Source organism: Nocardia sp. bgisy118 (genome assembly GCF_057708605.1).
In genome coordinates this window covers 131,704-155,836 of record NZ_JBYISM010000004.1, presented here as the reverse complement: position 1 = coordinate 155,836, position 24,133 = coordinate 131,704, and the positions used below count along the sequence as shown (strand labels likewise).

Here is a 24,133-nt window from a genome sequence, read left to right as displayed (position 1 = left end):
GCCTACTCCCCAGAACTGATGATCTGTTCGATATTGCGCTCGGCCAGCGCGCTGATCGTCAACGCGGGGTTCACTGTTCCGGTGCTGCCGGGCACGGCCGCCCCGTCCATCACGTACAGGCCTCGATAACCGCGTACCCGACCGTACCCGTCTGTCGCGCGTCCGATCACAGCGCCGCCCAACGGGTGTGAGGTGAACGAGGCGTCCCCGCCTATGACCGGTAGGGCGATGGGCGGGCAGTGGCACGCCACCTTGTCGTTGACTTCCAGCGCTCGCGCGAGGTAGCCGGCCGCGCCGTCGTCAGGCCATTGCAGGTCCACCCTGCCATTGGCCGGGTTGTAGACGAACCGGCCGCGGGTGTCGTCGAGCACGATGCCCAGCGATCCGAGGGTGGTGATGTCGAAAGGCGTCGCGCCGGGGATGAACCAGTTCTCCAGCGACACAGGTCTGCCCGCCTCGTCCAGAATCCGGCTCGCGGACGGTGCGCCCTGCGTGCCCACGTCGAGTGAGGTGAGCGGTCGCGCCAAGCCGACATCGCCGTTGCTGCCCCAGCCTTCGCCGATGTGTTCGTTCAGGTTCGGCAGCGCGCCGGTCTCCCGCGCGCGCACCAACAGCTCGGAGGTGCCGATCGAGCCCGCACCGAGGAACAACATGTCGCAGGTCAGCGTCCGGGTTCGGAGCACCTCACCGGTGGGTGCGAGTTTGGTCAAGGCAACGGTATAGCGACCCGACGGTCCGGGTTCCTTGGCGATGGCGTCCACACGGTGGCCCGGATAGATCCGGGCGCGGCCGGTGTCCTCGGCATAGCGCAGGTAGTTCTGGTTCAGATCGAACTTCGCGCCGTTGGAATTGCCGAGGTTCGAACAGCCGACCGTTGCCGACGGCTTCGATCGCCCGGCCAGCTCGTCGCGGATGATGTTCCAATTCCACATGCCGTCGATACGCTGCGGCATATAGCCGGCCGCGCGGACCTGATCGTCCCAGGCCCGCGCGTGCGCGAACGCGACGGAGTGATAGATGTCGTCCGGTATCGGGCTCGGCCGCAACATATCTCGGACTCTGGGGTAGTAGACGTCATGCATCTCGTGGTAGTCGACCACACCGCCGAACACATGATCGAAGAACCGCTGCTCGGGCTCGAGCATCACTCCGGTGAACACCACTGAGCCACCGCCCACGCACGCACCGCGCCACACGTCGATGCCCGGGTAGTTGGAAACGTCGAGGACCCCGCCGAACAGATCGAACGACATGGTGGCCCTGGTCACTCCGGTGAACGTGGTGCGATGCCAGAAGCCACGGCCATCCGGGATGGTGTCGACGGCGAAGATGTAGCGCCACGGATCATTCGGCCAGCGCGACCCGCGCTCGAGCACCGCGACCTCGGTCCCGGACTGTGCCAGGCGCAGTGCGGCGATGGATGCCCCGAACCCCGAGCCGATGACGATCGCAGGCACATGGTCGGCCGGATCCGGCAGCGGCGCGAAGATCTCCGGCACCAGTACGCGGTACATCAACGAATTCGGGCTGTCGGCCCACGCGGGAGAAGCGAGCGTGCTTCCACCCGCAAGACCCAGCAGCGCGGCGGCCAGGCCGACGCCTTTGACGAAGCCGCGCCGGTCCGTCGTGGCCCTCATGTGATCTGAAGGTCGCTCCATCACATCCCCGTACCTCTTGGTTTGTGTTGGGAAACTCGGTTACGCGCGGGCGGGCCGGGACATGGCGATGATCATTGCGATGTGTGTCCTCGGAGCTTGCTGATCAAGGCGTAGTCCGCTCTACCACGCTACCTGCGTGGCAGGACCGCAGCGCCGGAGTCGGTGCGATCGACCACCGTGACGACCATGAGCAATGCCTTCCGGCCCCGGTCGGCGACGTCGCCGACGGCGGCTAGCCGAGAATTTGCCAACCGTGCGTGCGGCGGCGCTTTACCATGGGGAGATCCAGCGTGGGAGGTGACAAATGTTAGCGCGCGCGTGGATACGGTGGCTGTTCCTCCATCGCCTGGCACGGACCTATCTTTTGGTGTCGGCACGTCGGGGCGATCCCTTCGCGCAGATCGTGGTCGGTCCGGATCGCGAGCGCGGCGCGCCGCGCTCCGTAGAGGAGATCCGGCAGCGGGGCCGGATGCCCACGATAGCGCAGCAGGTGCACGTGACCGCGGACCACGAACTGTGCAGGCTCATCCTGCGGGACCGTCGCTTCGGCACGTTCACACCCAACAATCGAGCCCTGCCGAAGCTGATGCGATGGGTACTGACCAAGACGGATCTGGGGCTTCCCAACCTCGCGGAACCGCCTTCGATGCTGGTGACCGATCCGCCGGAGCACACCAAGTACCGACGCCTGGTCGGGCAGGCATTCGCTCCGAAGGCGATAGCCAAACTCGAGGAGCGGATTGTCGAAGTGACCGATGATCTGCTCGAACGCCTGAAATCGACGCCGCGACCTGATCTGATCAGCGACTTCTCCGAGCCGTTGCCGATCTCGATCATCGCCGAGATTCTCGGGTTGCCCGCCGACATGCACTCGACCCTGCTGAGGTGGGGAGACACCGGTGCGCCGCTGCTCGACCGAGGCCTGACCTGGGCCGCTTTCCGCCGCGCCATCGAAGACTTGGCCGAGGGGCAGCGGTATTTCGACCAGCACATCGCCGGGCTCGCCGCCGAACCGGGCGACGATGTGCTCAGCATGCTGGTGACAGGTGGCGAGCTCACCCGCCGCGAGCAGGTGGCCAACGCGGCCCTGCTGCTCGACGCCGGATTCTTGACGACGGTGAACATGCTCGGCAACGGAATCGCCCTGCTGACACGCCATCCGGACCAGCTGGAAATGCTGAAGGCGCAGCCGGAGCTGTGGCCGGGTGCGGTCGAGGAAATCCTGCGCTACGACGGACCCATACGGATAACGGGCCGCCTCGCGAGTTGCGACGTCGATATCGCCGATCAGCACGTCGAATCCGGTTCCCTGATCCTGCTTTTGCTGCAGGGCGCCAACAAGGACCCCACCGTCTTCCCCGATCCCGAACGATTCGATGTGACCAGGGCCAACGCCGCGGAACATCTCTCGTTCAGCAGCGGGGTGCACAGCTGCCTGGGAGCCCACCTCGCCCGATTGGAAGGCGCCATCGGGCTGCGAGCCCTCTTCGAGCGGTACCCGGATCTGCGTCTGGACGGTCCGCCGATCCCGCGTGGCCTGGTGAACCTGAACAGCTACCGCTCCATGCCCGCCACACTCTCCGCCAACTGACAGCCAGTTATCGGCTACTGGATCTGTCTCTCGATGCCAGTGGCGGTCATGCTGGGCGAATGCTTCTCCGGCGGTTGGTCGCGCTCTACAGCGGATTGTGGTTGTACGGGTTCTCCATGGCGGTCATGGTGCGCGCCGGGCTCGGACTCGACCCGTGGGATGTGTTCCACCAGGGCGTGGCCGAGCACGTGCCGCTCAGCTTCGGCGCCGTCACCGCGGTGACCGGCGCGGTGGTGCTGCTCGCGTGGATTCCGTTGCGGCAGCGGCCCGGCCTCGGCACGATCAGCAATATCGTGGTGATCGGGTTGTCGGTGGACACCGGACTGTGGCTGCTGCCGACGTGGGAGTCGCTGCCGGTGCGCGTCGCCGCGATGCTCGCGGCCGTGGCGCTCAATGCGGCGGCCACCGTGCTCTACATCGGCGCGGGCATGGGTCCGGGGCCGCGCGATGGACTGATGACTGGCCTGGTCCGGCGCACGGGCTGGTCCGTCCGGCTGATCCGCACCGCCATCGAGGTGACGATGCTGGTCACCGGCTGGCTGCTGGGCGGCAGCGTCGGCATCGGCACCCTCGTCTACGCGTTCGGCATCGGTCCGCTGATTCAACTCATGATCCCCGCCGTCGACCGCCGGCTCCCGGGATTCCACGCCGTGCACCGATCCGTGCCGAAAACCGCCGCGGCCGAGCCTGTCTCAGCGGAATTGTCCAGGGAGCGCCTCTAGTATCGACGCATGATCCAGCTGACCGAGCCACGGCCAGTACCTTCTGCCCTTACCAGCCCGCGCCCGCTGCGGCCGATCGCGGATTTCGGACCCGAAGATCGTCTTCGCGGATGGCTTGTCACCGCTTTTCTCACCGCACTCGCGGCGGTCACCCGCTTCACCAATCTGAATTATCCGACCGACGGCGGACATCCGGTATTCGACGAGAAGTACTACGCATCTCAGGGCTGGGAGATGCTGACCAACGGGATGTGGATCGATGACAATCCGGGGTTTTCCGTCATCGTCCATCCGCCGGTCGGGAAGATGGCGATCGCGCTCGGCGAAGCGCTCTTCGGCTACAACGCCTGGGGTTGGCGGTTTTCCGCCGCAGTAGCCGGAACCGTGTTGGTGCTGATCGTGATTCGCATCGCGCGGAGGCTGACGCGTTCGACCGCGGTCGGCGCGATCGCGGGCATTCTGATGGTGGCCGAGGGCGTGACTTTCGTTCAATCCCGCATCGGAATGCTGGACATCTTCATGGCTTTGTTCGCCACCGCCGCATTCGGCTGTCTCGTCGTGGATCGCGATGAGATCCGCGCGAGAACGGCCTATGCCGATCTCGCCGGACGCACGCTGTCGACACCGTACGGGCCGAGGTTGGGCGTGCGATGGTGGCGGTTCGGCGCGGGCGTATTCCTGGGACTCGCCTGCGGGACGAAGTGGTCGGGAATCTACTTCTTGGCCGCCTTCTTTCTGATGTCGCTGGCGTTCACCGCGGTCGCTCGGCGCTCGTACGGTGTGGTCCGGCCGTGGGTCGGTACGCTCGTTCGCGATCTGGTCCCGTCGATGTACGCGCTGATCGTCATTCCGTTGGGTCTCTACCTCGCCTCGTACGGCGGCTGGTTCGCCAGCGAGACCGGTATCAACAGATATGCGGTCGGAAATCACGTCGGCGCCGGGGGATTCTTTTCCTTCGTGCCCGACGCGTTGCGGTCGCTGTGGTACAACAGCGGCGCAGTTCTCGAATTCCATACGCACCTGACGAATTCGGCGGGTAATCACCATCCGTGGGAGTCGAAGCCGTGGACTTGGCCGATGGGGCTGCGTCCGATGCTGTACTACTTTCCCGATCCCGGTACGGCGACCGGCTGTGGCGACGCGCCGTGCGTGAAAGCCATCGTGCTGATCGGCACGCCCGCTGTCTGGTGGCTGGCATTCCCCGTACTACTGTGGGCCGCTTGGCGATCCGTCGCCCATCGGGACTGGCGGTACGCGACCGTGCTGATGTGCTATCTGGCGGCGTGGCTGCCCTGGTTCGCGTCCCTGGATCGTCAGATGTACTTCTTCTACGCCACGGCGATGGCGCCGTTCCTGGTGATGCTGCTCGCGATCGGACTCGGCGATATCCTGGGCCGCGTATCGGCCTCCTCCGAGCGCGGGCGTTTGCGATTGCTGATCGTCTGCCTGTACCTCGGAATCGTGATCGCCGACTTCGCCTGGATATGGCCGATTCTCACGGCGACGCCGATTTCGATGGATACCTGGAATCGGCAATTGTGGCTTCCGAGTTGGCGATAGGCGCCGCCCGGCCGTGCTGACGACGTGGCCGGATCCGAGGGTTGCGTGTCCTCGAGGACATGACCGCGCCCGCCCAGACTGGGCTCATGGAATCGGATCGTGGCGATGTGGTGGTGGCGATCGCGGAGGGCGTGCTGTTGCTCGACGTCGCCGGGCCGGTGCAGGTCCTGCACTGGGCGGGTCATCGCATCCGATTCGCCTCACCGGACGGCGCACCGGTTCGCACCGACGTCGGCGCGCCGCTCGGTGTGGAGGGCGCCATCGATGACCTCGCCGCCCGCGCCGACACCCTGCTCGTGCCGGGATACGCGGTGGGCGAATCGCTTCCGCCGGAGCTGGTGCGCGCCGTCGCCGCGGCGGCGGCGGACGCGCGTCGCGTCGCGTCGGTCTGCACCGGTGCTTTTGTGCTGGCCGAGGCCGGCTTGTTGGACGGACGTAGGGCAACCACCCATTGGCTGGCGTGTACCGAACTGGCGCAACGATTTCCGCGCATCGCCGTGCAGCCGGACGCCATCTACGTGCGTGACGGGGAGATCATCACCTCGGCGGGCGTGAGCGCGGGCATCGACATGGCGCTCGCGCTGGTCGAGGAGGATCACGGGCCGGAGGCGGCGCGGTCGATCGCCAAACACCTGGTGGTGTTCCTGCGCCGCCCGGGCGGGCAGTCGCAGTTCAGCCTGCACACCGGCACCGCGACGCCGCGCGCAGGCGGACTGCGCGCGGCGATCGACTCGGTCGTCGCCGACCCGGCCGCCGACCACAGCCTGGCCGCGCTCGCGGCACGCGCCGCGGTGAGCGAACGCCACCTGACCAGGTTGTTCCGCAAGGAGATCGGGGTGACCCCGGCGCAGTACGTCGAGCGGGCACGGATCGAGGCGGCCCAGCGCCTGCTGGAGGCGAGCGACGAGGGCGTGGCGACCGTCGCACGGCGCAGCGGGCTCGGCTCCGAGGAAACCATGCGCCGCACCTTCCTGAAACGGCTCGGCGTCACGCCGACCGACTACCGCAACAGATTCCGCGCCGCGGCGCGCTGAATTCCCGTTCCGCGCGCCGTATCCCGCGGCGTCGCGGTGCTTTTCACCGAACGAGGGGAGACCCATGTCCATATCACGTCGCACCGCCCTCGGCGCCGGTCTGGCCGGTGCCGCGCTCGCCTGGTCCGCCGATCAGGTGGCCGCGCAGGCGGATTCGCTCGCCCTGCCGTCCACGCCGCTGGCGAGCCGCGCCACCGAACTGATCGACCGGGCGCTCGCGCCGCACCTGCGTAATCACAGCGTGCGCGGCTACCTGTTCAGCCGCGCGGTCGCGGCCGCGCAGGGCTTGGCGCCCGGGTCCGGCTACGACGAGGAGCTGATGTATCTGATCTGCGCGCTGCACGACATCGGCCTCGGCGACATCGCCAACGGCGACCAGCGTTTCGAGGTCGACGGCGCGGACTACGCCGCCCGCTTCCTGGAGGACAACGGCGTCACCGACGACCGGGTGGACATCGTCTGGGATGCGATCGCCGCGCACACCTCGGGTCTCAGCGATTCGCCCGTCTACCGCCGCAGGCGCAGGCCGGAGATCTGGATCGCGGTGCAGGGCATCGGCATCGACATCGGTGGCAGCCCGGCCGACCTGCCGCCCGGCTACGCCGACCTGGTGCACGCGCGCTACCCCAGGCTGGGCGGCAGCCGGGCCCTCGCCGACTCCGTCGAAACGCAGGCGCTGGCGAATCCGCTCAAGGCCCCGCCCGGCTCGCTGCCCGGCGACATCCTCCGGCAACGGCACTCCGACCTGCCCTACCTGACCTGGGACGCGATCCTGGCCACGAGCGGTTGGGGGGATTGATTTCCGATGTCGTGAAGATTTTTTCACCGTAGCGGTTGAGCGGGCGGCACCGAGGACGGTCGCTCAACGGTTCGGCCGCGACCTGGGTGGCCCGCCGGTGGGAGGCCCAGCCGGTCGGCCCCGTTTTCACCGCGCCGGTGCGGGCGGTGAAAACGGGCGTACGCGGGCCGACGCGCGTATCAATCGACGGTTACCGTCTCCTTGGCGGCCAGGTCTGCCTTCCACTCGCGGAAGCCCTCCTCGGTGCGCCCGCGGCGCCAATAGCCCGAGATCGAGGCGGCCCACTCCGCGGGCACCTGCCGTTCCCTGCGGATGTAGCGGCGCAGATCGTGCATCACGGACTGCGCCTCGCCGTGGATGAAGACCTGGACGTGGCCCTCACGCCACGGGGTGGCCCGCACGGTCTCGGCCAGCAGCTCGCCCGCGGGCCGCGCGCCGCGGTGCAGCCAGGTGAACTCGACGCCCTCGGGCTTGTCGAGCTTCAGTTCGTCCTCGGGGCCCGACACCTCGACGAAGGCATGGCCGACGGCGTCGGCGGGCATCGCCTCCAAGGCGGCCGCGATCGCGGGCAGCGCCGCCTCGTCACCCGCGAGCAGATGCCAGTCCGCGTCGGCGCGCGGGGCGTACGCGCCGCCCGGGCCGTACGCGTCGATGGTCTCGCCGGGCTGCACCGAGGCCGCCCAAGGGCCTGCGATGCCTTCCGAACCGTGGAAGACGAAGTCGGCGGCCAGCGTTCCGGCGTCCACATCCACCGAGCGGACGGTGTAGGTGCGCAGCACATCGACGCCGTCGCGCGGGAAGATGAATTTCACATAGGAGTCGGTGAATTCGCTGGGCCGGAACGCGGTGAAGCCCGGACCGCCGAAGTGGACTCGGATCAGGTGCGGGGTCAGCCATTCGGTGCGCAGCACGGTGAGAGTGGTGCGGGGGCGTGCCAAGGTAACCTCCGGACAGTCGGTGATTTAGGTATGCCTTACCAACCGTACCCGGACTAGGGGCGGTGCGGGCTGTGCCGTTCCGTTCACGGTGACGGTTAACGCAGACGGGCGCCTCGCCGGTCGTCAAGATGAGGGCATGACCCAGATAGCACCGACCCCGACCGATGCCCTGCGCCAGCGCTACCGCGACGCGACACCGGTCGAACCCGCCCACTGGAACCCGGTCCTGCGGGTGCTGCACGAGCACCGGTCGGTGCGACGCTACCTGCCGGATCCGGTGTCCGACGACATCCTGAAGCTGGTGATCTCCGCCGCCCAATCCGCGCCGACCTCGTCGAACTTGCAGGTGTGGAGCGTGATCGCGGTTCGCGACGAGGCGCGCAAGGCGCGGCTGGCTGCGCTGGCCGGCGGCCAAGCGCACATCGAGCAGGCGCCGGTGCTGCTGGTGTGGACCGCCGATTTCGCCAGGCTCCGGCAACTCGCCGACGACCGCGGCGCCCCGCTGGAGGGCGCCGACTACCTCGAATCCAGCTACGTGGGCTTCATCGACGCCGCACTCGCCGCGCAGAACGCCGTCGTCGCGGCGGAATCGCTCGGGCTCGGCACCGTCTACATCGGCGCGTTGCGCAACAAGCCGGAACAGGTCGCCGCCGAATTGGGCCTTCCGCCTCAGGTTTTCGCGGTGTTCGGACTGGTGGTCGGTCATCCCGACCCGGCCGAGGCGACCACGGTGAAGCCGCGGCTGCCGCAGGAGGCGGTGCTGCATCACGAAACCTACGAGCTGGCGGCCCAGCGCGAGCATGTCGCGGAGTACGAGGGTCGGATCGCGGAGTTCTATGCCGAGCAGGGGCTCGCGCACTCCTGGACCGAGCGGGTGCTGGACCGGCTGGCCTCGGCGCGCAGCCTCAACGGCCGCGACCGGCTGCGCGAGGCATTGGCCGGGCACGGTTTCCCGCTGCACTAAGCGGTTCGCCGCGCCGCGTGCTCCGCTGAGACTCCGGATCGGCGGCGCACTAGGCGGCCGCGACCTTGGCGATGAGCTCGAAGGAGCGGGCGCGGTCCTCGATGTCGTAGACGAGGGTGTTGAGCATCAGCTCGTCGGCCTCGGTGCGGCGCAGCAGGTCGTCGAGCTGGCCGCGCACCGTCTCCGGCGAGCCCATCACCTGGCCCGCGCTGCGCTGCGCGATGAAATGGCTCTCCCGCTCGGAGGGCTGGAAGGCCGCAGCCTCCTCCGGCGTCGGCAGCGCCCGCGGCCTCCCGGAGGTCAGATAGAGGAAGGCCAGGTCGCGCGGGCGGGCCAAGGCGTCGGCGCGCTCGTCGGTGTCGGCGCAGATCGCGGACGCGGCGACCATGGCGTGCGGCCGCTCGAGCTGCTCGGAAGGCCGGAAGTTGTCGCGATACAACGCGAGCGCGGCCTCGGTGTTCGTCGGGCTGATGTGGTGCGCGAAGGCGAAGCGCACCCCGAGCACCGCCGCCACCTGCGCGCTGTAGCCGCTGGACCCGAGCAACCAGATCTCGGGCGCGGCGCCCCGACCCGGTGTGGCGGAGATGCCGCCCGGCCCCACGCCGCGAAAGTACCGCAGCAGATCGGCCAGCTCGCTGGGGAACGATTCCGCCGACAGCCCTTCGGCGGTGCGCCGCAGCGCGAGCGCGGTGGCCTGGTCGGTGCCGGGGGCGCGTCCGATGCCGAGATCGATCCGGCCCGGATGCAAGGCGTCCAGAGTGCCGAACTGTTCGGCGACCACCAGCGGCGCGTGGTTGGGCAGCATGACCCCGCCCGAACCGACCCTGATGCGCGTGGTCGCCGCCGCCAGGTGCGCGATCACCACGCTCGGCGAGGAGCTGGCGATACCGGGCATGTTGTGGTGCTCGGCCACCCAGAATCGCCGATAGCCCAATTCTTCGGTCCGCCGTGCCAATTCGGTCGTCGCGGCGAGCGCCTCGCCGGGGCTCGCGCCGGTCTGCACGGGCGCGAGATCCAGAACGGACAGCGGGACGTCGAACATGCGGCTCCTCCAGGGCAGACGGCCACCGGTGCAACGTCCCGCGCTGCCGACATATTTCCGGCGCGTCAGCGGGCGGCGGCGAGGGCGCGGAAGACCGTGATGGTGTCCATCTCGTCCTGCATGGTGCCGTGGTCGCTGAGCTTGACGATGACGGTGCGGCTCGGCGGGTCGACGTAGACGTACTGTCCGTACACGCCGATGGCCATCAGATCGGGTTCGGCGCCCGTCGGGTGCCACCACTGCGCGCCGTATCCCCAGTCGGAGACGGGCAGCGGCGCGGGCGTGGAGATCCGTTCGATCCACGCGGGCGAGATCACCTGGGTCGCCCCGGCGCGTCCGCCGTCGAGCACCAGCCGGCCGATCTTGGCGAAATCGCGGGCGGTGGCGTTGAGGCAGCAGAACGCCTTCTCCTGGCCGCCCGCCCGGTCGAGATTCCACAGCGCGTCGTCCTCGGCGCCGATCGGAGCCCAGATCTGTTGGGCGAGTAGCTCACCCAGTGGCTTCCCGGTGGCCCTTGCCAGCGCCATGCCGAGCAGCTGGGTGTCCACGCTGCGGTAATCGCCCCTGCTGCCCGGCGCGAACCGCAGTCCGCGGTGGTCGCGAACGAAACCGTCGAGGTCCTCGGTGAGATACATGCGGGCCGTGCCGGTGAGCGGCCAGTACGGGTTGTAGTTCTCCGAGACGTCGACGCCGGAGGCCATGTCCAGCAGCTGGCGCAGGGTGACGGTGTCGTATTCCGTGCTGTTGGCGAGCTCGGGCAGGATGTCGACGAGCCGGTCGTCCTCGCGCAGCGTGCCCGCCTCGACGGCGCGGCCGATCAACAGCGACACCACGGATTTCGCGACCGACCACGAGGACTGCTTGGTGGTGGGACCGACGCCGGAGCGGTACCACTCGTTGGTCAGCTTGCCGTCGCGTACCACCAGGAACGAGTTGGTTCCTGTAGCGGTCAGGAACTCCGCGAACGGAACGCGAGAACCCTTCCACGGCACCGTGTCCGGCAACGGCGCCGTCGCGACTGGAAAGGGGCGCGGGGACGGCGCGGCCGGTACGGTCCGGCTCTCGAACAAGCCGCCCTGTGTCGACGGCGCGTCGCTCAGCAGGTGCGCGAGCGTGGTCGGTCCCGGAATGCGCAACAGCGGTGCGGCGGCGAAGGCGGCGCCGACGACCACGGCCACGATCAGGCCGAGGGTGACGGCGATCCGCAGCGCGTAACGGCGCAGCCGGGAGCCGTGGGTGGGCTGGTCAGTCATGAGATTCGTTCCGCTCGTTGGTATTCGACTTCGTACGCGCGTCGACCGCGGTCCAGAAGGCCTCGATCATGGTGTCCAGCACCATGTCCTGGTCGACCGCTGCCACTCGCGTGGCGTATTCGGCGATGCCCGGGTACTCCTCGGCGTCGACCGCGTAATACTCACGCGTCCACGACCTTTCGTCGGCGTCGCGGACCTTCTGCGGCAGCACCGCGTAGCTCGCGCTGACACCGGCGTAGGACAGCACGCTCACCGCGAGCATGCGCTGGTAGCGGGCCACGTCACCGGGGGAGAGGCCGAGCTCGGCCAGCGCCGTGAGCATCATGTCGACCACCGCGAACTCGCCGGGCCCGCGGGTGGTGCGCGAGGCGATCGCCGCGCCGACGTACGGGTGCCCGACGAAGACCGCGACGACCGCCCTGGCCAGCGCCTCCAGTCGCGGTTTCGGATCGAGCCCGCCGGGCACCTGTTCGTAGGCCAGGGTCAGCAGCCGGTCGCCGACGGCGCGCAGCAGCGTGTCCTTGTCCGCGAAGTGCCGCCACACGGCCGAGCGGTCGACGCCGAGTTCCTCGCCGAGCGCGCGTCCGGTCAACCCGTCGGGACGGCCGCGCGCGGCGATGTCCACCGCCGCTGCCACGATGCGATCCCTGGTCAGCCGGTGCGGGCGGGCTGTCTTGTCCGACATGACCTGCTCCTGTCACCGTTGTTGTCATCATTGATGACATCGATGGTGGCAGAGCGAGGGAATAGGAGCAACAAGGTTGTCGCGCGGACCGTGCCCGCTGACTTCCCGGCCGTCGCCGGTAGCGTGACGTGCTGATCTTTCGGATGAGGGGAAGGACAGTTACGTATGACAGCCTCTGACCGCCGGCTACCAGCGGACGCGGCGCTGTCCGATTCGGCCGCGCCGGGCGAGGAGGGTTATGCGCGGGGTCTGAACCCGCGCACGATCCAGATGATCGCCATCGGCGGCGCCATCGGCACCGGTCTCTTCTACGGCGCGGGCGGAGCCATCGAACAGGCGGGGCCCGCGCTGATCCTGGCCTACCTGGCGGCCGGCTTGGCGATCTTCGTCATCATGCGCGCGCTCGGCGAACTGCTCACCTACCGGCCGGTCTCCGGCAGCTTCGCCGAATACGCGCACGAATTCCTCGGCCGCTTCGCCGGTTTCGTGACGGGCTGGACCTACTGGGCGGTGTGGGTCGCGACCTGCATGGCCGAGATCACCGTCGCGGGCAAGTACGTGCAGTACTGGTTCGACATCGAGCCGTGGATCACCGCGCTGGTGGTGCTCGGGGTGATGTTCGCGGCCAACATGATCTCGGTGCGGTTGTTCGGCGAGGGCGAGTTCTGGTTCTCCGCCATCAAGGTCACCGCCATCCTGGCCATGATCGGCATCGGTATCGCCGTGCTGGTCTTCGGCATCGGACACGCGACAGACCCGACCGTGACGAATCTGTGGAACGACGGCGGCGTGTTCCCGAACGGCTTCGGCCAGTCCCTGCTCGTGTTGCAGATCGTGCTGTTCGCCTACGTCGGCGTCGAGCTGGTCGGCGTGACCGCGGGCGAGGCGCGCGATCCGCGCACCACGCTGCGCAAGGCGATCAACACCCTGCCCTTCCGCATCGGCCTGTTCTACGTCGGCGCGCTGGTGGTCATCATGTCGGTGGCGGGGTGGCGCTCGTTCCACGCGGGCAAGAGCCCGTTCGTGGAGGTGTTCGAGCAGATCGGCATTCCGGCCGCGGCGGGCATCATCAACTTCGTGCTGCTGACGGCGGCCCTCTCCTCGTGCAACTCCGGCATCTACTCGACCGGCCGCATGCTGCGCAGCTTGTCGCTGCGGCAGGAGGCACCGGCCCGGTTCGGCGAGCTGAGCGGCCGCTCGGTGCCCTATGTCGGCATCACCGCCTCGGCCGCGGCGATGGTCATCGGCGTGGTGGTGAACGTGATCTCGCCGGACAAGGCGTTCGCCTACATCACCTCGGTCTCGACCATCGGCATCATCTTCGTCTGGGGCACGATCCTGGTCTGCCATCTGCGCTACCGCGCCAAGGTGAGCCGCGGCCTGCTGCCCGCCAGCGACTACCGCCTGCCCGGCGCGCCGGTGACCTCGGTGGCGGCGCTGGCCTTCCTCGGTCTCGTCGTGGTGCTGCTGTTCTGGACCGAGAGCGGACGCACCGCGATCGTCGTCGGCGCGGTGTGGACGGTGCTGGTGTGCGCAGGCTACGTGGTGATGGACAAGCTCGGCGGCGGAGCGCGCGAGCAGGAGGAAGTCTCGGTGCGGTGATGCGGCCGGGCCTCGAACCCGGTCCACCCCGCTCGGAACACATCGCCCCGCGCTCACCCGGCGCGGGGCGATCCGTCTTCCTACCACTTTCGCTACGGTTGGTCGAAGGAGTTCGAGAGCCCGATCCGTCCGACGCACGGAGGTAGCGATGGCGCAGAAAACGCTGGCCGAACTGATCCCCGGCGATCTACCCCCGGCCATCGCCGCGCTGCCGCCGGACCGCCGGGCCGAACTGGCCGAGACCGTGGAACGCGCGGAGGCCAAGCAGTTCGACGACCTGCACGAGGCCGCGATCTCCCTGCTGGATCTGCTGCCGCGGATGCTGCGCGGCCCGGTGAAGAAGGCGGTGGGGCGGTGACCGCGCCGAGCGTCGCCCCGCAGCTCGTCAAACTGGCGCGGACGCTGCGCGTCCCGGTGGACGACCTCGGATACCTGGGCGACGTGCCCGACGCGGAATTGCGCCAGTTCCGTATGCAGGTCGCCGACATGCTCTTCGACCACCAGGCACACGGGCTGCGCCGAATGGCGGGCGCCACCAAGGTCATTCCCATCCCGATCCTGGTCAAGCTGGTCGGCCGCCACCACAACGCGCTGCTGGCCGCCAAGATGTCGGCGGTGCTCGACCCGGGGCACGCGGTGCAGATGGCCAAACGCCTGCCCGTCGATTTCCTCGCCGACATCGCCGCCCAGCTCGACCCCCGCCACGCGGCGACCATCATCGCCGGGCTGCCCTCGGCCACGGTGCGAGCCGTCGCCGAGCAACTCGCCGCGCGAGGCGACTGGATCACCCTCGGCGATCTGATGTCGTCGGTCTCCGACGCCGCGGCGCGCGCCACCGTGGTGGTGCTCGACGGGCTCGCGCTGACCCGCACGGCGTTCCTCGTGGACGAGCCCGCGCAGCTCGAACGCTTCGTCGGACTCGTCCCCGAATCGAAGCTCGCGGACATGCTGTCCGCGACCGCCGACCACGATCTGTGGCCCGAGTTCCACAGCACCCTGTCCGCGCTCTCGCCGGACGCCGTGCGATCCGTGCGCACGGCGGCCGCCGGGCTGCCCGCAGTTCAGCGGGACCGCGCTCTCGCCGAAATCGAAGGCCGCCGCGCCGCGGAATGACCCGCGCCCGGATCAGGTCGTGCCGTCGGCGCTGCGGTTCGGCATCATGGCCGAGGCCACCAGCATGACCGCGGCCATCGCCGCGACGGTCACGAAGACCAGGTGCACCGCCGAGGCCAGGGTGTGCGGGGCGGGGTGGTCGGTCTCGCCGACCCTGGAGTTGACGATGGCGCCGAACACGGCGACGCCGACGGCGCTGCCGATCGAGCGGGCGAACATGTTGGCCGAGGTCACCACCCCGCGCTCGGACCATTCGGCGCTCGTCTGCGCGGCGATCAGGGTCGGCGTCGCGACCAGGCCCATGCCCGTGCCGATCACGAAGCAGGACGCGGAGATCTGCCACAGCGTGGAGTGCTCGTCGATGAGCAGAGTGGACGCGGCCCCGAGTGCGGCGAGTCCGCTGCCGATGAGGGCACTGCCGCGAAAGCCGATGCGCAGGTAGACCTTTCCGGCCTGGGAGGCGGCCAGCGGCCAGCCGAGGGTGAGCGCGCCGACGGTGAGCCCCGCGACCAGCGCGCTGGTGCCGAGCACGCCCTGGGTGAAGGTCGGCACGTAGGAGGTCAGGCCGATCAGCACCGCGCCGATCAGCACCGAGACCAGGCTGCTGGCCACCACCACCCGGCGGGTGAAGACCCACAGCGGCAGAATCGGATTCGCCGCCCGCCGTTCCACGAGCGCGAACAGCACGAGCACCAAGCCGCCCCCGGCGAAGATGCCGATGCTCGCGGGCGAGGACCACGCCCACGCCTGGCCGCCCTCGAGCAATCCGAGGATGATCGCGCCCGCGCCCAGCGTCAGCAGGCCCGCGCCGAGATAGTCGATGTCCTGGCTGCGCCGCACCGTGTGCTCGGTGAAACTGCGCAACAGCATCGAGGCGGCAACCGCCGAGAGCGGCAGGTTGACCAGGAAGATCCAGCGCCAGCTGACGAAGTCGGCGAACACGCCGCCCAGCAGCGGACCAGCCACCGAGGACATCGCCCACACGCTGGCCAGGTAGCCCTGCACCCTGGCGCGTTCGGTCAGTGTGTAGAGGTCGCCCGCGATCACCATGGTCATCGGCTGGATGGCGCCCGCGCCGATGCCCTGCACCGCGCGGAAGACGATCAGCGCGAGCATGCTGGGCGCGAGCCCGCACAGCAGCGAACCCAGCGCGAACACCGCGATGCCGAACAGGATCACCGGTTTGCGGCCGACCGTGTCGGCGAGCTTGCCGTAGATCGGCACCGTCACCGCCTGCGCGAGCAGATAGATCGAGAAGAGCCAGGGGAACTGGGCGAACCCGCCGAGGTTGTCCGTGATGGACAGCACCGCGGTGGCGATGATGGTCGAATCGAGGGCGACGAGCCCGGTCGACAGCATCAGCGAGCCGAGTATCGCCCCGCGTTCGGACCGGAGGCCGATGGACGACTGCGCGGTCTCGGTGGCCACCGGCGGCCCCCTTTCGTTCGTTCAACTAAGCATCACGAACGAACGTATCGCTGTCCCGACTATTCCCGCACGGAAATTTCCGGCGGCGCCGGGCACCGCCGCGTCCGATCGGGGCGGCGCGGTTTCGACGGCCTTCCTCCCTCCCCGGCCAGTAGGCTGGCGTGGTCGCGCGGGCTCATCGCGGCGCGATCCGATTTCGACAGCGAAGGGGGCCGGAATGTCGTTGCGAGGACAACTCGGTGGGGCGCAGACGGCGGGCGCGCTCGTCTTCGGGACGCCGCAGGAGACCGCCGACGGGTCGGTCATCGTCACCGCCGCGCGGGGCGGCTGGTTGGGTGGCGCGGCGCGGCCGCTCGGCGTCTTCGTCGTCAAGGACGGTCAGGCCAGCTGGACGCCCGCCGTCGACGCGGGCCGGATCGCCCTTCTCGGCGAGACGATCGGGCTGGTGGCCGTGGTGCTCGGCTTGCTCGCGATCGTCCGGCGCCCGCCGTGGCCGGACCTCTCCCGCTGAGATCTGTCGACCGAGCTGTTTCGGGAAAGCCCAGTTCGTCCGGCTCGGAAAGCGTTCCCGCCGTGCGGCATCGAGTCCGCTTCGTCCCGGATTGCAAGACAGACCGACGATCTCGGGGCGAGTCGTGCGACTATGGGACGCAGGTCGCGAACCGGACGGACGCACATCATCGGCGATGGGCACGTCCGCACGGCACGGCCAGGCGGTGCCGCCGGTGTTTCGTGGTGATCCGGCGCGATGTCGGACCGGACCGTTAAGCTCGGCTCAACCGTGATGCGACAGCGAGAGTTTGGTTTTCCGTGAAGGGGGAACGATGGACACGCTGAAGCTCGACCCGGCGGCGATGGCCGCCTACACCGCGATAGCGGAGACCGTGGCGCAACAATTGGCCCAGGCCTCGGCCGCCGCCTCCGGCGCGGTGAACTCGCAGAAGCTCGACGCCGATCTCGGCATGGTCGGGGCGGAGTTCGTCGCGCGGTTCACCACCGCGGTGTCCGAGCACACCCAGGCACTGTCCACCGCGGGTCAGCTGGTGGCCGCCTACGGTCAGGTGCTCCGCGACTACGGTGCGGCCATGCAGACCGGCGACGCGGACACCGCCGCAGCCCTGGCGAAGACCGGGGAGGAGCTGGCATGAGGCGGCTCAGCGCGCTGCGCCGACGGCGCCCCACCGAGCAGACCAGCACCGACACGCTGCCGGTCGTCAGCAACGATCCCACCTCGGACCCGCCGATCGTCGCGGCTCTGGTGCAGCCGATGCTCTCGCTGCGCGCCACGCTCGGCACCGGCGCCACCCTGCCCGATCGCGCCATCACCGGTGCCCTGTCGGCCGCGTCCACGCACGCCGCCGAGTCCGAGGGCCCGCACCGGGACGGTCTGTACGCGCTGGAATCCACCTGGACCTCGCGCGGCGCGGACGCCGCCGTGCCCGCGTTGCGCACCACTCAGACCGAGATCGGCGAGATCTCCGATCGCGGCCCCGCCTACCTCGCGGTGCTGGGCGACGCGCAGGCCACCAGCGCCCGCGCCGCGCGCCGGGTGGATCAGATCATCGCCGACTTCCGCCGCGACGCGAGGGTGATCCTCGGCAACGCGACCGCCGCGCCCGACACCGACGCCGTCATCGAGCGCGCGGCGCAGGCGCTGCGCGACGCGATCACCACCGTCGGCACCGCGCGCACCGAGATGAACGACCACACCCGTCGATTGGACGAGATGGGTCCGCTCACGGTCACCTCGCCGGGCGGTATCGGCGGCACGAGCCAGCCGTCCATCGGCGGCACCTCGACCGCCGCCGTTCCTGGCGTCACCGTGCAGGGCCAGCCCTTGGATCCGGCGCAGGTCGCCCAACTCCAGCTGCAACAGCAGCTCGTCTCGGCGGGCGTGCAGCTGGGCACCGCGGCCATTTCCGCGGGCGTCGACATCGGCACGCATCTGATCGACAAGATCGTCGAAGTCGGCACGCACGCCATGGACACCGTGGCGGCGTCCGCGGACAAGGTCATCGAGCAGGCGATCCCGGAACTCGTCAACCCGGGCAGCACCACGAACGGCGCCAACAACGGTGGCACGTCCGGCACGCCATCGAAGGTGATCGACTTCGGCGGCGGCACGTCGCCGTCGAACCCGTCGCAGAACGCGACGGGCCCGAGCGCGAAACCGGATGCCCCGAAGCCCGAGCACAGGCCCGCGCCGCCCGCGTCGATCATTCCGCCCACGCCCGCGCCGCAGGACACAGCGCCCAAACCGCCCGAGCCTGCCGGACAGCCGGGCACGCACGGTGGCGTCGCGATGCCGCCGCCGATGGGCGGCGACCAAGACCGCAGGCCGCGTGACGGCCAGCTCGGCGTGACTGTTCCCGCGGCCGCGATGATTCCGGAATCGGTCACCGTCCCGGCCGCCGTGATCGGCGACTTCGGCGATGACGCGCCCTGACCAGGGCCCCTCGAACAACCAGCAGGGCCAGCCGAATCCGTTCGACACCGGGCTGCCGATGCTGCGACTGCCCGCGCCGCCGACCGGTAAGCGTCGACGGCGACGGCCCGCGGCGCGTCGGTCCTCGGCGTCGTCCGGCGCACCCCTGCGTGCGCCGGAACCGCCGCGCACACCGCCACGCCAACCAGAGCCGCCGCGCGTCGCGCCGCCTGTGATGCCGGAGCCGTTCTACGGGACCGAGCCGCCGCGGACCGGATCGCCGTCGGAGCCGCCGCGCGTTGCGCCGCCTGTGATGCCGGAGCCGTTCTACGAGCCCGAATCGCCGCGCACCGGATCGCCGCTCGCGGGCCCGGAGCCGTTCTACCAGCCCGAGCCGCTGCGCACCGGATCGCCGTCCGAGCCGCCCGTTGCGCCGCCTGTGATGCCGGAGCCGTTCTACGAGCCTGAATCACCGCGCACCACATCGCCGTTCGCCGGGCCGACGCCGTTCTACGAGCCCGAGCCGCCTCGGGCCGAGCCACCGGTGCGTCAGCCACCGCGACGGATGGGCGAGTGGGCCGAATGGCTCGACCCGCCGATCCGCTCCGAGGAACCCTCGGATTCGCCGACCGTCGAGATCCGGGTTCCGGTCGACGAAGAGCCCGAGCCGGAGCGCGGCGGCGACGAGGGTGTTCCGGTGGTCCCCGCGATCATCGACCGGACCGGCGGCAATCCCGGTCCGGCGCTGCGCCGTCCGCGTCCGCGCCAGCCGGAGCAGCAGCCCGAGCGCGGCAACAAGCTTCTCGCGGTGCTGATCGGTCTCGGCGTGCTCGTCGCGGTGGGTTCGATTCTGTGGGCGGTGCTGCCCAGCTCCGGAACTCGCGCCGCGCCGACGCCGACGCGCCCGGTGCCCGCGGCCGACGACGCCCGGCCGACCGTGTCGCCGACGCCGACCGGACCCGAATCCCCGGCGGCGGTGGCGACTCCGGGATGCGAACAGCGCCGCACCGGTGATGTCGTCTCGGGCACCGATATCGGTGGCACCCTCGACGGCCCCTCGGCGATCATGGCTTTCGAACGCGCCTATTACGTGCAACGCTCGGGCGTCGCCGCCCGCGCCGTGGTAGCCCAGGACGCGACGGTCCCGCCCGCCGAGCAGATCCAGCGCGGCATCGATCAGGTGCCGGTCGGCACCCGCTACTGCGTGCAGATCACCCGCACCGCCGCCGGGGCGGGGGATGGGCAGTCGCACTGGGAAGTCCGGCTCACCCAGCAGTACCCGGGTCAGCTGCCGAAGACCTTCACCCAGATCATCACCACGAAGACCCTCACCGGACGCACCTTGATCACCGGTATCTCGATGGCCTGACTCCGCGTCAGCCCCAGGTGAGCGGATCGAGATGCAGATAGAAGCGCTGCCGTTCCGCGTCCAGGTCGATGCCGTAGCGTTCGGCGAAGCGGCGGTCGGCGTCCAGCGCCCACCGTTCGTCGGGCCAGGTCTCGCGCGAATTGGCCAGCAGCAGAGCGATATCGACGTACGGATCGGCCACACCGAGGCGCCCCAGATCGAGGAATCCGGTGACCGACCGCGTGTCCGGATCCAGGACGATGTTCGGCAGGCATAGATCTCCGTGGCACACCACGGATTCCACGGACTCCCGCGCGACCCACCGGTCCACCTGGGCGGCCAGCCGAGCCAGCAGCACCGCCGGAGGCGTGTCAAGCTGCTCCTCCGGCAGGAACTCCGTGTTCACCGCGCCGCGGGCCACCACGTCCTGCGCCTTCGCGAACATCGTGGTGACGCCGCGTTCGAACGGGCAGGTATCGGTCGGTAGTTCGTGCAGACGGTGGACCGCGTCGCTGATCGATTCCCACGCGGCGGCCAGCGCCTCGGCGGACACGCGGTCGGCGGGCACGCCGGGCACCACCTTCGTCACCAGGCAGGCAGCGTCGGCGTTCTCGCGCCACTCGAGCGGTCGCGGCCCGGAAATTCCACGGGCGCACAGCCATTCGGAACGATCGCGCTCTTGCGTCAGCTCGGCCGCCGCGTTCTCCGTGACGCACTTCGCGTACCGCGAGCCGTCGGCGGCGCGGAATACGGCGGCCTCCGACTCCCCGCTGTCGACCGGCTCCCACTCGCCGTCGGCGGGGAGAACGGATCGGTATCGGGTCAGCGCGTCGGACACGATTCGACGTTAGCAGCGCGTTCTCGATACGAACCGAGCTCGACCGTCGATTCCGGATCGCCCTCGGCGCGCAGCCTGCCGGTCTCCAGCAGCAGACAGTGGCCGCCCGCGCAGGTGTCGTGACCGCGCCGAGGTCGACAGGAACTGGCGCGTCGGTGCTCTCAGCCCAGTAGCCGGCTGTTCAGGCGAGCGAGGTAGTCGCGGCCGTACGTCCCGTTCTCCAGGTTCTCCAGCAGCACAGACGGAAGGTCCTGTGTGATTTCGGATGAGCGCGCGGCGGCGGCGAGGGCGATCGTCGCGACGGTGTCCACGTCTCCGGTGAACGCGACGCAGGTGCGCAACAATTCGCTCATCGTGCCGCTGGTGGACAACGCGGTGAGGGCGGCGCCGACGCTCATGCGTCCTTTGGAACCGACCTTGCCGCGCCACGGCCGCGACCATCCGGACGGGACGTGACTGTCCACCCACTGCGGGAGGTTCGCGACCGGGCCGAGCTCGTGGTGGCAGTAGTGGACCGCCAGCGCCGCGGCCTGCGCAGAGGCGATCCCCGCCGGAGTGTCGTGGGTGACCGCCGCCTGCACCGCGGCATGGTGCAGCACCTCGTCGACAGTGGGGAGCAGGCCGATCGGCGTCGCCCGCATGGCGGCGCCGCTCTTGTCGCTGTCGGGCCGGATCCGGCGCAGGAATTCCGCGCCGTCGTGGACGGAGCGCAGGAAGTCGTAGAACCGTCCGGCGTAGCCCTCGCGCGGGTCGCGGTGGAATGCCGAGACGAATCTGTCTGCCAGCCCCAGCGACGTCCACGGATCCCCGGCGACCAGCAATTCGGCGATGGCCAAGGTCATTTGGGTGTCGTCGGTGTACGCGCCAGGGCGGATGCCGAGATGCTTCGGGTGCTGCACGTAGCCCCGCAGTGTGTTGTGCGCCGCCACGAACGCTGGATCCGCGTACTCGAATCCCGCACCGTACGCATCGCCGATCGCTGATTCGACCAGCACCCGCCGCCCCTTCTGTCGGGATCACCGACCCGGACGGTCGGCGATCCAGGTAATCCTGCTACCCGGCAGCGTATTACGGATTCCCGTTACGACCACTCGTTCCGATGATCGGCGACCCAGTCGGCGAACGAGCGCGCGGGCCGTCCCAGGATCGTCGCCAGCTCCTCCGTGACGACCGGTCGGCGCTCGAGTTCGCGAGCGTAGCGGTTCATCAGTGCGTGCACGAACCCCTCGTCCAGGCCGTGCGCGATCATCGCCGACGCGGCTGCCTCGGCCGGAACCTCTTGGTATCTCAGGGGTTTGCCGATCACCGTGCCGATGATCGTGACGAGCTGCTCCAGGCTGAGCGCCTCGGGGCCGGTGATCGAGAGCCGTCGTCCGTCGAGCGCGTCGTCGACCATGGCGCGAGCGATCACGTCGGCGACGTCCTTTTCGTGGATGACGGCCTCCGAGAACGCCGCATACGGACCGAACACCTTGTCGCCCATCGAGATGACACCGCGCCACATCGCCAGGGTGTTCATCGCGAACGAGCTGGGCCGCACGCTCACCCACGGCAGCCCGCAGGCGACCACCGCTCGCTCCACTTCGGTGTTGCGATCGCCATTGAACCGGGACGGCTGATGCGCCGGTTCGTCGTCGGCATTGATGGCCGACAGGACGACGACGCGCCGGACGTCGTGGGCGACAGCTCGGCGGAGCAGGTCGTCGACGGAGTCCTTCGTCGCTCGCGGGTGGACGAACAGGGATTCGACACCCGCGAGATCCAGATCCTCGGGCGACACCAGGTCGACGCCGTCGGGCAGCGCGACGTGGGGGTGCCGGGAAACCGCCCGGACCGGGAGTCCGGCGGAGGTCAGCGCGGTGACCAACGGTCGGCCGATGACGCCGGTGGCGCCGGTGACGAGATACATGAGGTTCCTCTCTCGGTCATAAGATATGAATCTCATATTATCTGGCGACCGTAAAGACTTCATATGGTTTTCGTAACAGTTTCCGGCGTCTCGCGTGTGCTCAGGCGAGCTCGTCGGCGGCTGCGCGGCCCGCGGTCGCGGTGCGGTGCAGGAACCCGGCGATCAGTTCCAGTTCGGCGGGCGTGTAGTCCTCGCAGAGCTCGTCCATCCGGCCGTTCATGCCGGCGAACAGGTCGAACAGCTCGTGATTGCGATCGCCGAGCGCGCGCACGGTCACCGCCCGCCGGTCGGCGGCCTCGGGGTCGCGCTCCCTGACGACCCAGCCGCCGCGCTCCAGCCGGTCGAGAATGCCCGTCAGCGTCGCCGGGTGCAGATTCGCCGTGCGGGCCAGCGCTGTCGGCGTCAGCGGGCCGTGCAGGTCGATCAGATCCAGGCAGGTCCAGTCCACGTCCCTGAGCTCCACCTTGCCGCCGAAGCGCCGGTTCAACAGGGCGAGTTGCGTATTCAGCTCGCGCAGCCCGCGTTTGACCGTCTGCGTCTCGCGGCGGTGCTGACGTTTCGCGGCTTCCCGGCTCATCGTCTCGCCCTTCCTTCGTATGGTTTCCATATCATACGAAGAATTCCCTGGCGCCGTCGCGGAGGAGCAAGCAATTTATTGCTATCTCGAACTCCGTTGACCGGCAGCACCGGAACTCCTGCCGTGCTGCACAGCCGCGTGCGCCGAGCGGCTGGGAACCGTGACGAAGCGGACACGGAGGTGACCTCGGATGTCCGCTCGCCGAACGGCATCACGGCAGCGACCGGGCCGGAATACTTCGGGGCGTTACCGGAAAGGGAATCGCATGAACAGCTTTCACCGGCGCGCAATGGTCGTCGCGGCAATGGTCCTCGGCAGTGTGCTTCTGGCGCCGCCTCCCGCGCAGGCCGCTTCGGCGGGCGTCTACGGCATCGTGCCGAAGTGGGGTGGCTGGGACTGCACCGGGCCGCGGAACAAGGTCGCGTTCGTGACCTACCACAACCACACGTCGGGGAAGAACGGCGGCGACGCGGGCGACGACATCGTATGGATTCCCGTCACCTTGAATCGGAACAACAACATCACGATGAGCATCAGGTGCAGCTTCGGTACCCATATGGCCCAGAACTTCGTCATCAAGCCCACTCGCAACGCGCAGTCGTGGTGGTTCCGGCTGAACGGAACCGCCACGAGCAACTAGCGTTCGA

General features: G+C 69.1%; 24 protein-coding genes. 14 read left to right on the top strand and 10 right to left on the bottom strand.

Annotated elements, in window-relative coordinates; all coding sequences use genetic code 11:
- Nucleotides 1-2: 2 nt before the first annotated feature.
- Entirely contained in the window at nt 3-1,637 is a 1,635-nt protein-coding gene (locus AC3EO7_RS06560) for a GMC oxidoreductase (RefSeq protein ID WP_435590700.1), read from the bottom strand.
- A 388-nt stretch (nt 1,638-2,025) separates the two neighbouring features.
- On the opposite strand from AC3EO7_RS06560, the gene AC3EO7_RS06555 reads away from it, so the two are divergent.
- The 5 genes from AC3EO7_RS06555 (at nt 2,026) to AC3EO7_RS06535 (ending at nt 7,364) form a co-directional block, all read left to right on the top strand.
- The gene (locus AC3EO7_RS06555) at nt 2,026-3,249 is read left to right on the top strand and encodes a cytochrome P450 (RefSeq protein WP_431969750.1); all 1,224 of its coding nucleotides are present in this window, start codon (nt 2,026-2,028) and stop codon (nt 3,247-3,249) included.
- 59 nt (nt 3,250-3,308) lie between these two features.
- Entirely contained in the window at nt 3,309-3,971 is a 663-nt protein-coding gene (gene yczE, locus AC3EO7_RS06550) for a membrane protein YczE (protein WP_435590699.1), read from the top strand.
- A gap of 9 nt (nt 3,972-3,980) precedes the next feature.
- On the top strand, nt 3,981-5,531 hold the full coding sequence (locus tag AC3EO7_RS06545; protein ID WP_435590698.1) for a dolichyl-phosphate-mannose--protein mannosyltransferase: 1,551 nt from the start codon (nt 3,981-3,983) through the stop codon (nt 5,529-5,531).
- 86 nt (nt 5,532-5,617) lie between these two features.
- Entirely contained in the window at nt 5,618-6,565 is a 948-nt protein-coding gene (locus AC3EO7_RS06540; protein ID WP_435590697.1) for a GlxA family transcriptional regulator, read from the top strand.
- A 64-nt stretch (nt 6,566-6,629) separates the two neighbouring features.
- On the top strand, nt 6,630-7,364 hold the full coding sequence (locus AC3EO7_RS06535; protein WP_435590696.1) for an HD domain-containing protein: 735 nt from the start codon (nt 6,630-6,632) through the stop codon (nt 7,362-7,364).
- Between the two features lie 179 nt (nt 7,365-7,543).
- Here AC3EO7_RS06535 and AC3EO7_RS06530 read toward each other — a convergent pair whose 3' ends face one another.
- A complete protein-coding gene (locus AC3EO7_RS06530; protein WP_431969755.1) occupies nt 7,544-8,302 on the bottom strand; it encodes a siderophore-interacting protein in 759 nt (252 codons plus the stop codon).
- Between the two features lie 136 nt (nt 8,303-8,438).
- On the opposite strand from AC3EO7_RS06530, the gene AC3EO7_RS06525 reads away from it, so the two are divergent.
- Nucleotides 8,439-9,266 (top strand): NADPH-dependent oxidoreductase, encoded by an 828-nt coding sequence (locus tag AC3EO7_RS06525; RefSeq protein ID WP_435590695.1) that lies wholly within the window; start codon nt 8,439-8,441, stop codon nt 9,264-9,266.
- Nucleotides 9,267-9,315: 49 nt separating this feature from the next.
- Here AC3EO7_RS06525 and AC3EO7_RS06520 read toward each other — a convergent pair whose 3' ends face one another.
- The 3 genes from AC3EO7_RS06520 to AC3EO7_RS06510 form a co-directional block, all read right to left on the bottom strand.
- Entirely contained in the window at nt 9,316-10,308 is a 993-nt protein-coding gene (locus AC3EO7_RS06520; RefSeq protein ID WP_435590694.1) for an LLM class flavin-dependent oxidoreductase, read from the bottom strand.
- Between the two features lie 65 nt (nt 10,309-10,373).
- Entirely contained in the window at nt 10,374-11,561 is a 1,188-nt protein-coding gene (locus AC3EO7_RS06515; RefSeq protein WP_435590693.1) for a serine hydrolase domain-containing protein, read from the bottom strand.
- Nucleotides 11,554-12,246 (bottom strand): TetR/AcrR family transcriptional regulator, encoded by a 693-nt coding sequence (locus AC3EO7_RS06510; protein ID WP_431969759.1) that lies wholly within the window; start codon nt 12,244-12,246, stop codon nt 11,554-11,556. Before AC3EO7_RS06510 ends, AC3EO7_RS06515 begins: the two co-directional genes overlap by 8 nt.
- 165 nt (nt 12,247-12,411) lie before the next feature.
- On the opposite strand from AC3EO7_RS06510, the gene AC3EO7_RS06505 reads away from it, so the two are divergent.
- From AC3EO7_RS06505 to AC3EO7_RS06495, 3 genes are all read left to right on the top strand, one after another.
- Entirely contained in the window at nt 12,412-13,848 is a 1,437-nt protein-coding gene (locus AC3EO7_RS06505) for an amino acid permease (RefSeq protein WP_431969760.1), read from the top strand.
- A 148-nt stretch (nt 13,849-13,996) separates the two neighbouring features.
- Nucleotides 13,997-14,206: a hypothetical protein gene (locus AC3EO7_RS06500; RefSeq protein WP_431969761.1), complete on the top strand. Its 210-nt coding sequence runs from the start codon at nt 13,997-13,999 to the stop codon at nt 14,204-14,206.
- Complete coding sequence (locus AC3EO7_RS06495) at nt 14,203-14,961, top strand: hypothetical protein (RefSeq protein WP_431969762.1); 759 nt, start codon at nt 14,203-14,205, stop codon at nt 14,959-14,961. Before AC3EO7_RS06500 ends, AC3EO7_RS06495 begins: the two co-directional genes overlap by 4 nt.
- 12 nt (nt 14,962-14,973) lie before the next feature.
- Here AC3EO7_RS06495 and AC3EO7_RS06490 read toward each other — a convergent pair whose 3' ends face one another.
- Nucleotides 14,974-16,389 (bottom strand): MDR family MFS transporter, encoded by a 1,416-nt coding sequence (locus AC3EO7_RS06490; RefSeq protein ID WP_435590692.1) that lies wholly within the window; start codon nt 16,387-16,389, stop codon nt 14,974-14,976.
- A gap of 217 nt (nt 16,390-16,606) precedes the next feature.
- Between AC3EO7_RS06490 and AC3EO7_RS06485 the strand changes: the two genes are divergently transcribed.
- The 4 genes from AC3EO7_RS06485 (at nt 16,607) to AC3EO7_RS06470 (ending at nt 20,183) form a co-directional block, all read left to right on the top strand.
- Nucleotides 16,607-16,900, top strand: a complete 294-nt coding sequence (locus AC3EO7_RS06485) for a hypothetical protein (RefSeq protein WP_431969764.1) — start codon at nt 16,607-16,609, stop codon at nt 16,898-16,900.
- 313 nt (nt 16,901-17,213) lie between these two features.
- A complete protein-coding gene (locus AC3EO7_RS06480) occupies nt 17,214-17,537 on the top strand; it encodes a hypothetical protein (protein ID WP_431969765.1) in 324 nt (107 codons plus the stop codon).
- Nucleotides 17,534-18,835 (top strand): hypothetical protein, encoded by a 1,302-nt coding sequence (locus tag AC3EO7_RS06475; RefSeq protein WP_435590691.1) that lies wholly within the window; start codon nt 17,534-17,536, stop codon nt 18,833-18,835. The genes AC3EO7_RS06480 and AC3EO7_RS06475 overlap by 4 nt, the downstream gene beginning before the upstream one ends.
- Nucleotides 18,822-20,183, top strand: coding sequence for a DUF8176 domain-containing protein (locus tag AC3EO7_RS06470; protein WP_435590690.1), 1,362 nt, complete (start codon nt 18,822-18,824; stop codon nt 20,181-20,183). The genes AC3EO7_RS06475 and AC3EO7_RS06470 overlap by 14 nt, the downstream gene beginning before the upstream one ends.
- 7 nt (nt 20,184-20,190) lie before the next feature.
- Here AC3EO7_RS06470 and AC3EO7_RS06465 read toward each other — a convergent pair whose 3' ends face one another.
- The 4 genes from AC3EO7_RS06465 to AC3EO7_RS06450 form a co-directional block, all read right to left on the bottom strand.
- Nucleotides 20,191-21,000 carry an APH(3'') family aminoglycoside O-phosphotransferase gene (locus AC3EO7_RS06465; RefSeq protein WP_435590689.1) on the bottom strand — a complete coding sequence of 270 codons (810 nt, stop codon included), beginning with the start codon at nt 20,998-21,000 and terminating at the stop codon, nt 20,191-20,193.
- Between the two features lie 161 nt (nt 21,001-21,161).
- Nucleotides 21,162-21,995, bottom strand: coding sequence for an ADP-ribosylglycohydrolase family protein (locus tag AC3EO7_RS06460; protein ID WP_435590688.1), 834 nt, complete (start codon nt 21,993-21,995; stop codon nt 21,162-21,164).
- A gap of 86 nt (nt 21,996-22,081) precedes the next feature.
- Nucleotides 22,082-22,909, bottom strand: a complete 828-nt coding sequence (locus AC3EO7_RS06455; protein WP_435590687.1) for an NmrA family NAD(P)-binding protein — start codon at nt 22,907-22,909, stop codon at nt 22,082-22,084.
- A 100-nt stretch (nt 22,910-23,009) separates the two neighbouring features.
- Entirely contained in the window at nt 23,010-23,486 is a 477-nt protein-coding gene (locus AC3EO7_RS06450; RefSeq protein WP_431969771.1) for a MarR family transcriptional regulator, read from the bottom strand.
- 265 nt (nt 23,487-23,751) lie between these two features.
- On the opposite strand from AC3EO7_RS06450, the gene AC3EO7_RS06445 reads away from it, so the two are divergent.
- Nucleotides 23,752-24,126 (top strand): hypothetical protein, encoded by a 375-nt coding sequence (locus tag AC3EO7_RS06445; protein ID WP_435590686.1) that lies wholly within the window; start codon nt 23,752-23,754, stop codon nt 24,124-24,126.
- The last annotated feature ends 7 nt before the right edge of the window (nt 24,127-24,133 follow it).

Coding starts and splice junctions, on each gene's coding strand:
- AC3EO7_RS06560 (WP_435590700.1), bottom strand. CDS start 1,637: ATGAGGGCCACGACGGACCGGCGCGGCTTCGTCAAAGGCGTCGGCCTG.
- yczE (WP_435590699.1), top strand. CDS start 3,309: ATGCTTCTCCGGCGGTTGGTCGCGCTCTACAGCGGATTGTGGTTGTAC.
- AC3EO7_RS06545 (WP_435590698.1), top strand. CDS start 3,981: ATGATCCAGCTGACCGAGCCACGGCCAGTACCTTCTGCCCTTACCAGC.
- AC3EO7_RS06540 (WP_435590697.1), top strand. CDS start 5,618: ATGGAATCGGATCGTGGCGATGTGGTGGTGGCGATCGCGGAGGGCGTG.
- AC3EO7_RS06535 (WP_435590696.1), top strand. CDS start 6,630: ATGTCCATATCACGTCGCACCGCCCTCGGCGCCGGTCTGGCCGGTGCC.
- AC3EO7_RS06525 (WP_435590695.1), top strand. CDS start 8,439: ATGACCCAGATAGCACCGACCCCGACCGATGCCCTGCGCCAGCGCTAC.
- AC3EO7_RS06520 (WP_435590694.1), bottom strand. CDS start 10,308: ATGTTCGACGTCCCGCTGTCCGTTCTGGATCTCGCGCCCGTGCAGACC.
- AC3EO7_RS06515 (WP_435590693.1), bottom strand. CDS start 11,561: ATGACTGACCAGCCCACCCACGGCTCCCGGCTGCGCCGTTACGCGCTG.
- AC3EO7_RS06510 (WP_431969759.1), bottom strand. CDS start 12,246: ATGTCGGACAAGACAGCCCGCCCGCACCGGCTGACCAGGGATCGCATC.
- AC3EO7_RS06505 (WP_431969760.1), top strand. CDS start 12,412: ATGACAGCCTCTGACCGCCGGCTACCAGCGGACGCGGCGCTGTCCGAT.
- AC3EO7_RS06500 (WP_431969761.1), top strand. CDS start 13,997: ATGGCGCAGAAAACGCTGGCCGAACTGATCCCCGGCGATCTACCCCCG.
- AC3EO7_RS06485 (WP_431969764.1), top strand. CDS start 16,607: ATGTCGTTGCGAGGACAACTCGGTGGGGCGCAGACGGCGGGCGCGCTC.
- AC3EO7_RS06480 (WP_431969765.1), top strand. CDS start 17,214: ATGGACACGCTGAAGCTCGACCCGGCGGCGATGGCCGCCTACACCGCG.
- AC3EO7_RS06475 (WP_435590691.1), top strand. CDS start 17,534: ATGAGGCGGCTCAGCGCGCTGCGCCGACGGCGCCCCACCGAGCAGACC.
- AC3EO7_RS06470 (WP_435590690.1), top strand. CDS start 18,822: ATGACGCGCCCTGACCAGGGCCCCTCGAACAACCAGCAGGGCCAGCCG.
- AC3EO7_RS06455 (WP_435590687.1), bottom strand. CDS start 22,909: ATGTATCTCGTCACCGGCGCCACCGGCGTCATCGGCCGACCGTTGGTC.
- AC3EO7_RS06450 (WP_431969771.1), bottom strand. CDS start 23,486: ATGAGCCGGGAAGCCGCGAAACGTCAGCACCGCCGCGAGACGCAGACG.
- AC3EO7_RS06445 (WP_435590686.1), top strand. CDS start 23,752: ATGAACAGCTTTCACCGGCGCGCAATGGTCGTCGCGGCAATGGTCCTC.